This window comes from Streptomyces sp. NPDC020192, from assembly GCF_044388685.1.
In the GTDB taxonomy this organism is placed as follows: Bacteria; Actinomycetota; Actinomycetes; order Streptomycetales; family Streptomycetaceae; genus Streptomyces.
In genome coordinates this window covers 194,080-207,576 of the sequence record NZ_JBIRXG010000004.1, presented here as the reverse complement: position 1 = coordinate 207,576, position 13,497 = coordinate 194,080, and the positions used below count along the sequence as shown (strand labels likewise).

Genomic DNA, 13,497 nt, shown 5'->3' with positions numbered 1-13,497 from the left:
TCAGCCTCCGGCCGGCGTCTCGTTGATCTTCCCGAACGGGATGTGCACGCTCGGCGTGGTCCTCGACGTGCTCTCCAGGTGCGTCACCTGGTCGTCGAAGAAGATGTGCGGCCGGAGCACCTTCATGACCGCGCCTTTGTCGATCCCGCCGAGGAAGAAGGCGCCGTTGACCCGTACGCCCCACTGCTTCAGGCTCCGTACGGCCCTCTCGTGCGCCGGCGCGTTGCGCGCGGTCACGATGGAGACGTGGACCCGGCGCGCGTAGTCCGGGTCGGCTGTACGCCGCTCCTCCTCCCGGCGCTGTATCCGGTTCACGCCCGCGAGGAAGTCGCGCAGCGGCCCGGGGTCGTGCGGGGTCGCCGCGTTACGCGCCTCGTGCGCGCGGAACTCCTCCAGGCCGCCGGACTGGTACACCTGCTCGGCGGCGTCGCCCGCGAGCACCCCGTCGAAGTCGAACGCGATCCGCAGCTCCGGATCGTCGGGGTCGTCCGCGTACGACGAGCCGAGCACATGCCCGGCCGGCAGACCCGCGGCGACCGCCTCGCGCACGTCGGCGCCGTTCGCGGACAGGAACAGGGACATGTTCAGCGCCGTGACGAACGCGTACGGCGACCTGCCCTGCATGAACACGGCCCGGCTGATGGGCAGTTCACGGGCCTGGATCGACCGCATGACCCGAAGGCCGGTGTCGGGGTCGTTGCGGGAGAGGATGATGACCTCGACGAGCGGATCGTCCGGCTCGCCGAGGTCGTTCAGCGACAGCAGCCTGCGGATGAACGCGAACGCGACGCCGGGCCGCAGCGTGTCGTCCACATGGGCCTCCTGGTAGGCCCGGTAGGCCTCCTCGCCCTGCTCGCGGAAGACGGCGTCCGACTCCCGCAGATCGAACAGGGCACTGGAGGCGACACCGACGACGAGTCGGTCCGCGAGATCGTAGGGCGGCATGCCCCCATCTTCACACCGGTCGCAGCGCGTTCGGCTCAGTCGCCCCGCACGCGCGCGTGGACGTGGACGTCGTGCCAGCCGTCGGGGTGCAGGAGGGCGCTGCGCTTGGTGCCCTCCGGGGCGAAGCCGGCCTTCTCGGCCACCCGGCAGGAGGCCTCGTTGGCGGTGGCGTGCGAGAGTTCGAGGCGGTGGAGGCCGATCTCCTCGAACGCCCACCGGGACAGGGCGGTGGTGGCCCGGACCGCGACACCCCGGCCGCGCGCCGACGCCACCGTCCAGTAGGCGACCTCGGCGACTCCGTCGCCCAGCCGGATCTCGCGCAGCGCCACCCGGCCCAGCAGGTCGTCGCCGTCCGCGTCCACGACGGCCCACTGGGCCTGGCTCTCGCCCTGCCACTCCTGCTGCCACCCGGCGATCCACCCGGCGGCCTCCTCCTCGGAGTCACAGGCCCTGATGTGCCACTGGTGCATCAGCGGGTCCTGGAAGGCGGCGTGCACGGCGGGCGCGTCCGCCGCCCGCCAGGGGCGCAGCAGCAGGCCGTCGCCGGTGGGAAGAGCGGGCTGGGACGTACGGGCGAGGGTGCCGGCCGGTACGACCGGGCTGGTGAGGTAAGGCATGATCCACATCCTGCCGACCGCCACGATCACCGCCCACCCGTTTTCCGCGTCGCGCCCGTGGCCCTCGTACCCTTGACCCCGATGAGACGCCGTACCCCTCCCCCGCCTGCCCCGCTCCCCCAGCGTGACGGAGTGGACCCCGTGCGGGTCCGGCTGCCGTACGACGGGACGTGGGCCACCGTGCGCGAGCATCTGGTGGAGCGGCTCACGGGGGCCGGGCCGGGGACGATCGAGGGCATGTTCGCCGCGGGGCTGATCGTCGGCACCGACGGCCGGGCGGTGGCGCCGGACGCGCCGTACGAGCCGGGCATGTACGTGTGGTTCCACCGCGAGCTGCCCGCCGAGGTGCCGGTGCCGTTCCCGGTGGAGGTGGTGTACCGGGACGCGCACATCGTCGTGGCCGACAAGCCGCACTTCCTCGCCACGACACCGCGCGGCACACATGTCACCGAGACCGCGCTGGCCCGGCTGCGCCGCGAGCTGGACATCCCGACGCTCGGCGCCGCACACCGGCTGGACCGGCTGACGGCGGGGCTGGTGCTGTTCACGGTACGGCCCGAGGAGCGCGGCGCGTACCAGAACCTGTTCCGGGACCGACGGGTGCGCAAGGAGTACGAGGCCGTCGCCCCGTACGACCCCGAGCTGGCCCTGCCCCGCACCGTGCGCAGCCGGATCGTGAAGGAGCGCGGGGTGCAGGCGGCCTTCGAGGTCGAGGGCGAGCCGAACGCCGAGACCCATGTGGAACTGGCCGAGCACCGGGGCGGGTTGGGCCGCTACCGACTGGTCCCGGCGACCGGGCAGACCCATCAGCTACGGGTCCACCTGAACGCCCTCGGCATCCCCATCCTCGGCGACCCCCTGTACCCGGTGGTGACCGACCCGGTCCCGGCCGACGACTTCCGCCGACCACTCCAACTGCTCGCGCGGCGACTGGAGTTCACCGATCCGGTCACAGGGGTGGAGCACACGTTCGTGAGCGGACGTGTGCTCCGGAGCACCCCGTAGGAAGGCGCTACTCCCCCCGCCACCAACGCAACAGCCGCTGCCAAACCCCCCGCACCCGAACCGGCTCAGGCGCCGCAGGCACCGGCACGGGTACCGTGACCCGCGGTTCGGCCGTCGGCGCCGGGTCCGGCCGGCGCATGTCGGCCGGCCAGCCGGAGTCCGGCCCCGAGACGGACCCGCGACGCGGCGCGAGGTCGACGTCCTGCTGCGGCTTCGGCTCGAACCGCACCGGCAGGGCCACCAGATGCCGGGAGGCGATGGACGAGCGCCAGCGCAGGTCCTCCTCCGGGCAGTCGAGCTGGACGTCGGGCAGCCGCAACAGCAGCGCGTCGACGCCGACGTCGGCGATGGCGCGGCCGATGTCCTGGCCGGGGCACTCGTGCGGGCCGCCGCCGAAGGCGAGATGCGAGCGGTTGCCCTGCATGCTCGCGGACAGGTCCGGGCGGATCCGCGGGTCGAGGTTGCCCGGCGCGGGCGCGAAGAGCAGGCCGTCGCCCTTGCGGATGCGCTGTCCGCCCAGCTCGGTATCCTCCTTGGCGAAGTAGCCGAGGACGGTGCTGAACGGCGGCTCGTCCCACAGCGACTGCTCGATGGCCTCCGGCACGGTCATCTGGCCGCCGCTGAGCCGGGCGCGGAAGCCCGGCTCGGTCAGGACCATGCGCAGCGCGTTGGCGAGGAGGTTCGCGGTGGCCTCGTAGGCCGCGAAGAGGACGAGCCGGAGATGTTCGCGGACCTCGTCGTCGGTGAGCCCGGCCGGGTGGGTGACGAGGTGACTGGTGAAGTCCTCCTCGGGCTTGGCGCGGCGCCGGGTGGTGAGCCGGCTCAGCGCCTCCATGACGTAGGTGTGGCTCTGGATGGCGGTATCGGTGCCCTTCAGGGCGTCCCGGGCGGCCTGCACCATCCGGTCGTTGTACTCCTCGGGCATGCCGAGGATCTTGCACATGACGGCCATCGGCAGATGCTCGGCGAACTGGGAGACCAGGTCGGCCCGGCCGCGTTCGCAGAACCTGTTGACCAGGCTCTGGGTGTAGCGACCGATGTGCCGGCGCAGGCTGCGGTGGTTGATCGTGTCCATGGCCGCGGTGACCGCCGCGCGCAGCCGCTGGTGCTCGTCGCCCTCGGCGTGCGAGCAGATCGGCTGCCAGGCGATGTGCGGCATGAGCGGGTGGTCGGGCTTGACGGTGCCGTCCGCCAGCGGGGTCCAGGTCCGGCTGTCCCGGGTGTACACGGAGGGGCTGCGGACCAGCTGGCGGTTCTCGGCGTGCCCGAGGACCACCCACATCGGCACGTCCTCGTGGAGCAGCGCGCGCGCCACGGAGCCGTGCTCCTCCCGGAGGTGTTCGTAGAGGTCGTCCAGGTCCTCGGCGTCGGGGCCGTGGAGCCGGTGCAGCCCGCCGGGGCCGAGGCCGTGCGCGGGGCAGCCCGGCGGCGGGCCGGGGATGGGGTCGGTACCGGTCAGGGATGGGATGTCAGACGTCACGGTGTCGCTCCGGAACGAAAAAAGTGGGGGAGGTCGGTCGGCGGTGGGTCAGCTGGAGACCCGGGCCAGGGCGATGGAGTGCAGGAAGCGCATCAGGGTCATCAGCACGTCCTTGCTGGAGGCCCGGCGCCGTACGTCGCACTCGATGATCGGGATCTCCGGGACCAGGTCCAGCGCGGTGCGCAGCTCCTCGACCGGGTAACGGGGCGCGTCCGGGAAGGTGTTGACGGCGACGACGAAGGGCACGCCGCGCTCCTCCAGCCGGCCCATGACGTCGAAGCTGACGTCGAGCCGCCGGGTGTCGACGAGGACGACGGCGCCGAGGGCGCCTTCGAACAGGCCGTTCCACAGGAACCAGAAGCGCTCCTGGCCGGGGGTGCCGAACAGGTAGAGCACCAGCTTCTCGGTGATGCTGATGCGGCCGAAGTCCATGGCCACGGTGGTGGCCGTCTTCGATTCGGAGCCGTAGTTGTCGTCCACGCCGATACCGGCCTGGGTCATGGTCTCCTCGGTGGTCAGCGGTCTGATGTCGCTGACGGAGCCGACCATGGTGGTCTTGCCGACACCGAAGCCGCCCACGATCACGATCTTGACCGCGGCCTGGGCCGTGTGCGGCAGGTGATCCTCGGTGCGTGGGCCGGGGATCGTGTCAGAGGCGTTGAAGTCCATGCATCACCGCTTCGAGGAGTGAACGGTCGGGGAGCGCCTGGCGGACGATCGGGGCGCGCGCCTGTACCAGTCCGGCCGTGATCATGTCGGTGATCAGTACGGTCATCGCGCTGAACGGCAGGCTCAGATAGGCCGACAGCTCGGCCACGGACAGCGGGGCGCCGCACAGCCGCAGCACCGAGGACTGTTCCGGCGAGGCGTCCGGCGGGGGTGCGGAGCGCGCCACGATTAACGTCACGAGGTCGAGTTCGGCGCGCGCGCCGTCCTCGGACTCGGCGAAGGCGTAGAGCCGTTCGGGGTTCTTGGGCACGGCCGGGCCACCCGCAGCCTGGGGCACGGACGGCGTCGGCTGTACAGGCGGCGGCGGTAGCGGCTGGCGCCGTTTGCGTCGTGGAGGAGTCATACGGTCTGCCCGTTCCGCCGGGGCGGACTGGTGAGGTGGGCACCGATCCGGACGACGAGGTCGCGCATCATGCCGCTCATCCGGCCGGGCTCACAGGTCACGTCGGCGAGTACGGCGAGGAAGGCGTTGTCGCCGGCGTTCATGAGGTAGAAGTAGCCGCCCTCGATCTCGATGACGAGGACCTGCATGTCGCCGGCGTCGGGGAGCTCCTGGATGATGGCGTCGGCCAGGCTCTGCATGCCCGCGCAGGCGGCGGCCACGCGGTCGGCGGCGTCGGGGTCGCCGCCGTAGCGGGCGATGCGCAGTCCGTCGGCGGAGAGGACCACGATCATCTCGATGCCCGGCACGCCGTCGTTGAGCTGCTTGAGCATCCAGTCGATGTTGCCTCGCTGCTGGATCACTTGAGGTCCCCCTCGTCGTCGGCCTCGGTGGCGCCCTCGACGGGCTCGTCGTAGTCGTTGAGAAGGTGCACGTACTTTTCCGGGTGGCGCGTGAAGTCGGTCAGTTCGGGCCCGGTGGCGCCCTCGGGCATGCCCTTGCGCAGGCCGTTCCAGAAGTCCTCGATCCCCTGGCCGATCGGCCGCTCCCGGAGCTTCTTGATCTCAGGGTCCATCTCGGGCTCGGGCTCCGGTTCGGGCTTCGCCTGCGACCAGATGGTCGGCCTGCCCTCGCGCTCGGCACGCTCGATCTCGTACTGTTCGGCGAGCCGCTGGGTGATCGGGATCTTCACCCGGCTGCGGCGCTGCGGCAGACCTCCAGCCGTCCACTCGGTGACCACGGGGACGTCGTCCTCCATGGAGATACCGGCCGGGATCTTGGGGTTGGTCGGGCGGCGCTTCTTGGGCCGGCGCTTCGGGCCCTCCACGGCACCGAGTTCCTTCATGGGGATGCCGGTGGCACCGATGCCGTGGGCGGCGCCCACACCGGGCTCGGTGGTCGTCATGACCCGGGGAACGAAGAGGATCGCGCGGACGCCGCCGTACGCGGAGGCGCGCAGCGAGACCTCCATGTCGAACATGGTGCACAGGCGGCCCACGACGGCGAGGCCGAGGCGCGGGTTCTCGCCGAGGTTGTGGGCGTCGTCGCCGTTCTTGGCGTCCTCGATCATCCGCTCGACGCGGGCACGGGACTCCTCGCCGAGGCTGACACCGGCGTCCTCGATCTCGATGACGACGCCGGCCTGCACCTCGGTGGCGGTGACATGCACCTTGGCCGTGGGCGGCGAGTAGCGGGTGGCGTTGTCGAGGAGTTCGGCGGCAGCGTGCAGGACCGGCTCGACCGCGGTGCCCTTGATGTTGATGGTGACGATGGAGTTCAGCTGGATGCGGCGGTACTCCAGGATGCGCGACATGGCGCCGCGCAGCGTGCTGTAGAGGGAGACCGGCAGGGGCCACTGGCGGCCGGGCCGGCCGCCACCGAGGACGCCGATGGTGTCGGCGAGGCGGCCGATCAGCGAGGTGCCGTGGTCGATGCGCAGCAGGTCGTCGAAGACCTCGGCGCTGCGGCCGTGGTCCTCCTCCATCTCCCGCAGTTCCTTGGCCTGCTGGTGGACGATGGCCTGGATACGGCGGGCGATGGTCACGAAGGAGCGCTCGGTGGCGTCCCGCATCGTGATCTCACGGTCGGCGCCGCGCAGCGCGACCAGGTACATCTCGCGGTAGATGTCGGGCAGTGCGCGCAGTTCGGGATCGGTGTCGTAGATGTCGGCCACGACGTCCGGGAGCGGTTGTCCGGCGCGCAGCCGCTTGAAACCGGTCGGCATGATGTCCGAGGCGAACACCTCGATCAGCCCGTCCTGGGCGGCGATCCGGTGTTCCAGGTACGCGGCGTGACGAGCGTGCTCGGCCTGTTCCTCGCGGAGCCTGCGGCCGCGGCGGACGGCCTCCCCGCCGGTGGCGAGGACCAGGAGCAGGGCCAGGGCCCCGAGCGCGCCGACGACGATCCGGGCAGAGACCGGCGCCAGGGCGATCGCCGCCCCGGTCGCCGCGGCCATCAGTATGGCCGGCGGCAACAGCACGCGCGCATAGGGACGTTCACGGCGACCGGGAGGCTTCTGAACACTCACCATGGATGCCTTCTGAGACGAATCGGCTGGGTGTCGGAGGTGCTTGTGGGGGGAAGGTTCATGGAACTGTCGGGATCTATCGCATGTTTGGGAACAGGCGCACGAATTCACCTCAACTCGGTGCGCCGCGGGCGAGCTTAGTCCGACCGGATCATCGCCGTGTCATATTCGGCAAGCACCTGAAATCGCCCCCGCAACAGGAGTACGCTCGGCTCCATTTACACGCTGGGCTTCTGTTCGAACACATTCAGTAGCTGTATGCGGGCATGCGAAAACCACTCACCGTAATGAGTGAAGGGGCCGCAGATGCGGCCCCTTCAGACTCCGATCGGGACGGGTCAACCCACGGACGAGTAGGCGACCACACCCCGCAGCAACTGATCCACGGCCTTGCGCGCGGCCTTCGCCACGGTCGAGCCCGCCGCGGGAGAAGCCGCCGAGATCTGCCCCAGCACGTCGATCACCTGCTTGCACCACCGCACGAAGTCACCGGCCGGCATCTCCGCCTCGCGCAGCACCTCGTCGAGCCCCTTCCCAGAAGCCCACATGTACGCGGCCCAGGCGAAGCCGAGATCCGGCTCGCGCTGGCCCACACCCTCGGTCTGGTTGATCCGGAACTCCTCCTCCAGACCGTCCAGCCTGCCCCAGATCCGGACCATCTCACCCAGCGCGGCCTTCGCCTTGCCGGACGGCAGCTTGGGCGCCATCGCGTCGTCGCTGAGGCGGGCCTCGTACACCAACGCCGAGACGCACGCGGCGAGTTCGGCCGGGTCGAGCCCCTCCCAGACCCGCTCGCGCAGGCATTCGCTGGCCAGCAGGTCGAGTTCGCCGTACAGCCGGGCGAGCCGCTTGCCGTGTTCGGTGACCTCGTCGCCGCGCAGATAGTCCAGCTCGGTCAGCAGGGCCACGATCCGGTCGAAGGTCCGCGCGATCGTGTTCGTACGCCCCTCGATCCGGCGCTCCAGCTGCGAGGTGTCGCGCAGCAGCCGGTGGTAGCGCTCGGCCCAACGGGCGTGGTCCTCACGGTCGTTGCAGCCGTGGCAGGGGTGCGCGCGGATCGCCGTGCGCAGCCGGGCGATCTCGCGGTCGTCGGCGGCCTGCGAGCGCTTCTTGTGGGCCCGCTCCGGCGGGATGTGCCCCGCCTTGGTGCGCAGCGCGGAGGCGAGGTCCCGGCGGGACTGCGGGGAGCGCGGGTTGAAGCTCTTCGGGATCCGCATCCGGTCCAGCGGTTCGACCGGCACCGGGAAGTCCATCGACGCCAGCCGCTTGACCTGCCGTTCGGCGGTCAGCACCAGCGGGCGCGGGCCGTCGTGGTGGTCGAGGCCGCGGTGGCCGGTGGCGCGGCCGGCCGGCAGGCCCGGGTCCAGCACGAGGGCGAGACCGGCGTACTTGCCCGTGGGTACGTGGATGACGTCGCCCGGCTTCAGCCGCTCCAGGGAGCCGGCGGCCTCGGCGCGGCGCTGGTTGGCGCCCTGCCGGGCCAGCTCGGTCTCGCGGTCCTTCAGCTCGCGGCGCAGGCGCGCGTACTCCTCGAAGTCGCCGAGATGGCAGGTCATCGACTCCTTGTAGCCCTCGAGTCCCTCTTCGTTGCGCTGGACCTGGCGGGAGATCCCGACGACCGACTTGTCGGCCTGGAACTGCGCGAAGGAGGTCTCCAGCAGCTCGCGCGAGCGGTACCGGCCGAACTGCTCGACCAGGTTGACCGCCATGTTGTACGACGGCTTGAAGCTGGAGCGCAGCGGGTACGTACGCGTGCCCGCGAGGCCGGCCAGGTGCTCGGGGCTCATCCCGCGCTGCCACAGCACGACGGCGTGGCCCTCGACGTCGATGCCCCGGCGCCCGGCGCGGCCGGTCAGCTGGGTGTACTCGCCCGGGGTGATGTCGGCGTGCTGCTCGCCGTTCCACTTGACGAGCTTCTCCAGCACCACCGAGCGGGCGGGCATGTTGATGCCGAGGGCGAGGGTCTCGGTCGCGAAGACGGCCTTGACCAGGCCGCGCACGAACAGCTCCTCGACGACCTCCTTGAAGGTCGGCAGCATGCCGGCATGGTGGGCCGCGATACCACGCTCCAGGCCCTCCAGCCACTCGTAGTAGCCGAGGACGTGCAGATCCTCCGACGGGATGGCGGCCGTACGCTCCTCGACCAGGGCACGGACCTGCTCCCGCGCCTCCTCGTCGTTGAGCCTCAGGCCCGCGTACAGGCACTGCTGGACGGCGGCCTCGCAGGCGGCGCGGCTGAAGATGAAGGTGATGGCCGGAAGCAGACCCTCGGAATCCAGCCGCTCGATGACCTCGGGACGGCCCGGCGTCCACACGCGCGAGCGCTGTCTGCGCTCACGCTCCCGGTCGGCCTCACGCATCGCCCGGCCGCGGCGGCGGTCCTGGAACGACGGTCTGGTGGCCTCCATGCGGGCCAGGCGGGCGAGGTCGGGGTTGACGGCCTTCTTGTGGCCCTCGCCCTCCTCGAACAGGTCGTACATCCGGCGCCCGGCGAGCACGTGCTGGAACAACGGCACGGGCCGGTGCTCGGAGACGATCACCTCGGTGTCGCCACGAACGGTGTCCAGCCAGTCACCGAACTCCTCGGCGTTGGAGACGGTCGCCGACAGTGACACCAGGGTCACCGACTCGGGCAGGTGGATGATCACCTCTTCCCAGACGGCGCCGCGGAAGCGGTCGGAGAGGTAGTGCACCTCGTCCATGACCACATAGCCGAGGCCGAGCAGGGTCTGGGAGCCGGCGTACAGCATGTTCCGCAGGACCTCGGTGGTCATCACGACCACCGGGGCATCCGAGTTGATGCTGTTGTCGCCGGTGAGGAGGCCGACCATGCCGTCCCCGTAGCGGCGGCACAGGTCGGCGTACTTCTGGTTCGACAGCGCCTTGATGGGTGTCGTGTAGAAGCACTTCTTGCCCTGCCGGAGGGCGAGGTGGACGGCGAACTCGCCCACGATCGTCTTGCCCGAGCCGGTGGGGGCGGCCACCAGCACGCCCTTCCCCGCCTCGAGCGCCTCACAGGCCTCGATCTGGAAGGGGTCGAGGCCGAAGTCGTACATCTCGCGGAAGGACGCGAGCGCGGTGGCCTGCTCGGCTGCCCGCCTGCGGGCTGCCGCGTACCGCTCGGCCGGTGAGAGGTCCTCTGTCATCGTGCTTTCGAGCGTACCGGGCCCCACTGACAACCGGACGATCATTATCCCGATCGTGTGCTCCGCGACACGGCGATGCCCCCGTCCACCTGGGCGGGGGCATCGTGTACGGCTGGGTGCGGGGGTGGGATCAGGTCACGTCGTCGTAGCCGTTGATCCGGTCCGTGCCCGGCGGTTCGGGGGCGCGGCTCGCGGCCACGGCCTCCACCTCGCCGATGTCCTCGGGCGTCAGGTCGAGCTCGGAGGCCTCGTCGTCCCCGGGCCCCTGGGCCTCCCGACGCGCCCTGCGCCGGTCGTTGAACAGCGAGAAGGCCACGGCGATGAAGTACAGCAGCCAGATCGGCGCCGCGAGCGCCAGCATCGAGATCGGGTCGGCACCGGGCGTGGCCACGGCCGCGAAGGCCGCGATGCCGACGACCATGCCGCGCCACCAGCCCAGCATGCGCCTGCCGGACAGGATGCCGGTGAGGTTGAGCATGACGAGCAGGAGCGGCATCTCGAAGGCGAGGCCGAAGACCACCACCATGCGCGTCACCAGGTCGAGCATGTTGTCCAGCGGCAGCAGGTTCTCCGCGCCCTTCGGCGTGAGATCGATCATCACCTTCGCCGTGGTGGGCAGCACGTGGTAGGCGAGGTAGCCGCCGCTGATGAAGAGCGGGAAGCCGAAGCCGACGAACGCGTAGGCGTACTTCTTCTCGTGGCGGTGCAGGCCCGGCGCGACGAACGCCCACAGCTGGTAGAGCCAGATCGGTGCCGCCACCACGATACCGGCGGTCAGTGAGGCCTTCAGCGCCAGGGTGAAGGGCGTGAGCAGGCCGCTGACCGTGAGGTGCGCACAGTGGACGTTCTTCGACTTCGCCAGGTCTCCGAAGGACTGGGTGCACCCGACCGAGCGCAGGAGCGGCTCGGTGATGAAGTTGATGATGTCCTGGTAGAAGAAGGCGGCGACGATCGTGACGACGACGATCGCCAGGACACCCTTCGCGAGCCGGTTGCGCAGCTCACGCAAGTGATCCGCGAGCGGCATCCGCCCCTCGGGATCCCTCTCCTGCTTGCGGGCAGACTTCAGCAACCCACATCCTCATCTCGTGCAGCGGACCGGATGCCCCGGTCCTCGCGTCAGCGCTGGGTGGTCGTGTCCGTCGGCTCGTTGACCGGCCGGGAGCTGGTCACGTCACCGGGGGCGGCCTGGATCGTGCGCTGAGCCGGGGACTGCTCCTCGGCGGGCTGGGCGGCGGAGGTGGTGGACTGCTTGCCCTCGTCCTTCATCGCCTTGGCCTCGCTCTTCAGGATGCGCGCGGACTTGCCGAGCGAGCGAGCCATGTCCGGAAGCTTCTTGGAGCCGAACACGAGGACGATCACCAGAACCAGGAGCACCAGGTGCCACGGCTCAAGTGCGTTGCGGAACATAAGTCTTCACCTTCTCACTGAGGCGGGCGGCTGGGCATGTCCGACTGGTCGGACAAGTGTCTGACCTTCGTGCTGGCAGCGATCGTAACGCCCAGGGGTGAACGTAGAACAATCCCCGTGCATACTCCCGCTCTCTGCGGACCGCGCCTCGTTTCCGGGCCGCGACCAGCAGCGTACCTGGCCGGACCCGCAAGGTGACAGGGCGAAGTGACCCAAAGCGCATGGTCCACGGCAATCACAGCGCGTCGACGGCACGGGCCGCGCTGACCGCCGCCCGCTCCAGGTCCTCGGCCGCCCTGTTGATACGGCGCGCGGAGTCGGCGACCTGCTGCCCGAGGCGCCGCGCCTCGAGGAACACCCGGACGGCGAGCACCCCCAGGACGGCGAGACCCAGGAAACCCAGCGCTACCGCGAACATCGGCCAGAACATGACGTCGAGACTAGACGGTGGGGTGCAGGCGCAGCGTTCTGACCCCACCGCCGGTGAGCAGCTCGACGATGCGCTCCCCGGCGGGCTTGCGAACGGTCGCGCCGCAGTCGGGGCAGGTGAAGGAGTAGAACGTCGTACGGCTGCTGGCGCCGATGGCGAGGCGCAGCGCGCCCGCGGCCAGCTCGAAGCGGCCCCGGCAGTCCGGGCAGCCCGCCCTGAACATGACGGGGGCCACTCTTCTCATCCCGGCGAAGGCTGTTGCCACCGTCATCTCACCAGCACCGGACGCCGGAGACTCGCTCATTGGCCTGCTCCTCTTTGTGGTCGTTCGGGGCGCTGCCGGCTACCGCTCGCCGTACGCCGCCAAGCCCTCGCCGGCCGCCCTCCGGGCACTGTCGGCCAGCTCCGGTGGAGACACGATCCGGCCGTCGCGGCCCAGCCGCAGGGCCAGCCGGCGCAGAGAGGCCGGATCGGGGGTGCGCAGAGTGATACGCAGTCCGCCGTCGGGAAGCTCATCGGCACTGTCGTGCGGGTAGTACTCGGCGACCCAGCGGCCGCCGGGGCCGACCTCGATCACGACCTCCGGGTCCTCGGCGGCCGGCTGCACCAGGGCCTCGGAGAGGTCCCGCAGCTCTATCTCGGGCGGCGCGGACGGCTCGTCCAGGATTCTGATCTCGGCGACCCGGTCGAGCCGGAAGGTGCGCCGGGCCTCGGAGCGGCGGCACCAGGCCTCGACATAGGTGTGTCCGACGCTGACCAGGCGGATGGGGTCGATCTCGCGCTCGGTGACCTCGTCGCGCGCCGGGGAGTAGTAGCGCATCCACAGCCGGCGGCGCTCGGAGATGGCCCGGTCGACGTCGGCGAAGACACCGCCCTCGGACTCGAAGGTCACCGACAGCCGCGCGCTGGCCCCGGCGGCCTCGCCGGCCGCCGCCTCCACCTTGGCAGTGGCCCGCAGCAGGGCCTGGCGGTCGCCCTCGCGCAGGCCGGGCAGCGTGGCGACCGCGCGGGCGGCCACCAGCAGGGCGGTGGCCTCGTCGGCGGCGAGCCGGAGCGGCTCGGCGGCCTCCTCGCCGAGCGCGGCCGGGTTGTGCCACCAGATGCGCTCGCCGTCGGTGTCGATGTCCAGCAGGTCACCGCCGCGGAAGCTGGTGCCGCACATGGGCAGCAGATCGAGGTCGGCGACCAGCTCGTCCTCGGTGATGCCGAAGGCGCGGGCGACGTCCGCGATCCGCGCGCCGGGGCGCTCCCTGAGATAGGTGACCAGGGAGAGCATCCGCCGGGTCTGGTCGATGGCGTTCACGGGCCTGACCGGTTTGCCTGCCAT

At 70.7% G+C, this 13,497-nt stretch carries 14 protein-coding genes; 1 reads left to right on the top strand and 13 read right to left on the bottom strand.

All coding sequences use genetic code 11. The annotated features are described in order from the left end of the window. Both ACH47Z_RS10505 and ACH47Z_RS10500 read right to left on the bottom strand, forming a co-directional pair. Nucleotides 1-945, bottom strand: a complete 945-nt coding sequence (locus tag ACH47Z_RS10505) for a 5'-nucleotidase (protein WP_399072725.1) — start codon at nucleotides 943-945, stop codon at nucleotides 1-3. 35 nt (nucleotides 946-980) lie between these two features. Further along, nucleotides 981-1,562: a GNAT family N-acetyltransferase gene (locus ACH47Z_RS10500; protein ID WP_399072723.1), complete on the bottom strand. Its 582-nt coding sequence runs from the start codon at nucleotides 1,560-1,562 to the stop codon at nucleotides 981-983. Between the two features lie 81 nt (nucleotides 1,563-1,643). Between ACH47Z_RS10500 and ACH47Z_RS10495 the strand changes: the two genes are divergently transcribed. Then, nucleotides 1,644-2,567 (top strand): RluA family pseudouridine synthase, encoded by a 924-nt coding sequence (locus ACH47Z_RS10495; protein WP_399072721.1) that lies wholly within the window; start codon nucleotides 1,644-1,646, stop codon nucleotides 2,565-2,567. 7 nt (nucleotides 2,568-2,574) lie between these two features. Here the strand turns inward: ACH47Z_RS10495 and ACH47Z_RS10490 are convergent, their stop codons facing one another. The 11 genes from ACH47Z_RS10490 to ACH47Z_RS10440 all read right to left on the bottom strand — a co-directional run bounded on the left by ACH47Z_RS10490 (nucleotide 2,575) and on the right by ACH47Z_RS10440 (nucleotide 13,497). Continuing rightward, nucleotides 2,575-4,047: a cytochrome P450 gene (locus tag ACH47Z_RS10490; protein ID WP_399072717.1), complete on the bottom strand. Its 1,473-nt coding sequence runs from the start codon at nucleotides 4,045-4,047 to the stop codon at nucleotides 2,575-2,577. A gap of 48 nt (nucleotides 4,048-4,095) precedes the next feature. Next, nucleotides 4,096-4,716: a GTP-binding protein gene (locus tag ACH47Z_RS10485; protein ID WP_399072714.1), complete on the bottom strand. Its 621-nt coding sequence runs from the start codon at nucleotides 4,714-4,716 to the stop codon at nucleotides 4,096-4,098. Beyond that, nucleotides 4,697-5,119, bottom strand: a complete 423-nt coding sequence (locus tag ACH47Z_RS10480) for a DUF742 domain-containing protein (RefSeq protein ID WP_399072712.1) — start codon at nucleotides 5,117-5,119, stop codon at nucleotides 4,697-4,699. Before ACH47Z_RS10480 ends, ACH47Z_RS10485 begins: the two co-directional genes overlap by 20 nt. After that, nucleotides 5,116-5,520, bottom strand: a complete 405-nt coding sequence (locus tag ACH47Z_RS10475) for a roadblock/LC7 domain-containing protein (protein WP_399072710.1) — start codon at nucleotides 5,518-5,520, stop codon at nucleotides 5,116-5,118. The genes ACH47Z_RS10480 and ACH47Z_RS10475 overlap by 4 nt, the downstream gene beginning before the upstream one ends. Continuing rightward, on the bottom strand, nucleotides 5,517-7,187 hold the full coding sequence (locus ACH47Z_RS10470) for an ATP-binding protein (protein WP_399072709.1): 1,671 nt from the start codon (nucleotides 7,185-7,187) through the stop codon (nucleotides 5,517-5,519). The genes ACH47Z_RS10475 and ACH47Z_RS10470 overlap by 4 nt, the downstream gene beginning before the upstream one ends. A gap of 335 nt (nucleotides 7,188-7,522) precedes the next feature. Then, nucleotides 7,523-10,375: a DEAD/DEAH box helicase gene (locus ACH47Z_RS10465; RefSeq protein ID WP_399072707.1), complete on the bottom strand. Its 2,853-nt coding sequence runs from the start codon at nucleotides 10,373-10,375 to the stop codon at nucleotides 7,523-7,525. 85 nt (nucleotides 10,376-10,460) lie between these two features. Then, nucleotides 10,461-11,402: a twin-arginine translocase subunit TatC gene (tatC, locus tag ACH47Z_RS10460; protein WP_399072705.1), complete on the bottom strand. Its 942-nt coding sequence runs from the start codon at nucleotides 11,400-11,402 to the stop codon at nucleotides 10,461-10,463. 47 nt (nucleotides 11,403-11,449) lie between these two features. Beyond that, nucleotides 11,450-11,740, bottom strand: coding sequence for a Sec-independent protein translocase subunit TatA (gene tatA / locus ACH47Z_RS10455; RefSeq protein WP_399072703.1), 291 nt, complete (start codon nucleotides 11,738-11,740; stop codon nucleotides 11,450-11,452). Nucleotides 11,741-11,975: 235 nt separating this feature from the next. Beyond that, nucleotides 11,976-12,170 carry a hypothetical protein gene (locus tag ACH47Z_RS10450; RefSeq protein ID WP_399072702.1) on the bottom strand — a complete coding sequence of 65 codons (195 nt, stop codon included), beginning with the start codon at nucleotides 12,168-12,170 and terminating at the stop codon, nucleotides 11,976-11,978. A 10-nt stretch (nucleotides 12,171-12,180) separates the two neighbouring features. Further along, nucleotides 12,181-12,474: a hypothetical protein gene (locus ACH47Z_RS10445; protein WP_399072700.1), complete on the bottom strand. Its 294-nt coding sequence runs from the start codon at nucleotides 12,472-12,474 to the stop codon at nucleotides 12,181-12,183. A gap of 39 nt (nucleotides 12,475-12,513) precedes the next feature. Then, nucleotides 12,514-13,497: a helix-turn-helix transcriptional regulator gene (locus ACH47Z_RS10440; RefSeq protein ID WP_399072698.1), complete on the bottom strand. Its 984-nt coding sequence runs from the start codon at nucleotides 13,495-13,497 to the stop codon at nucleotides 12,514-12,516.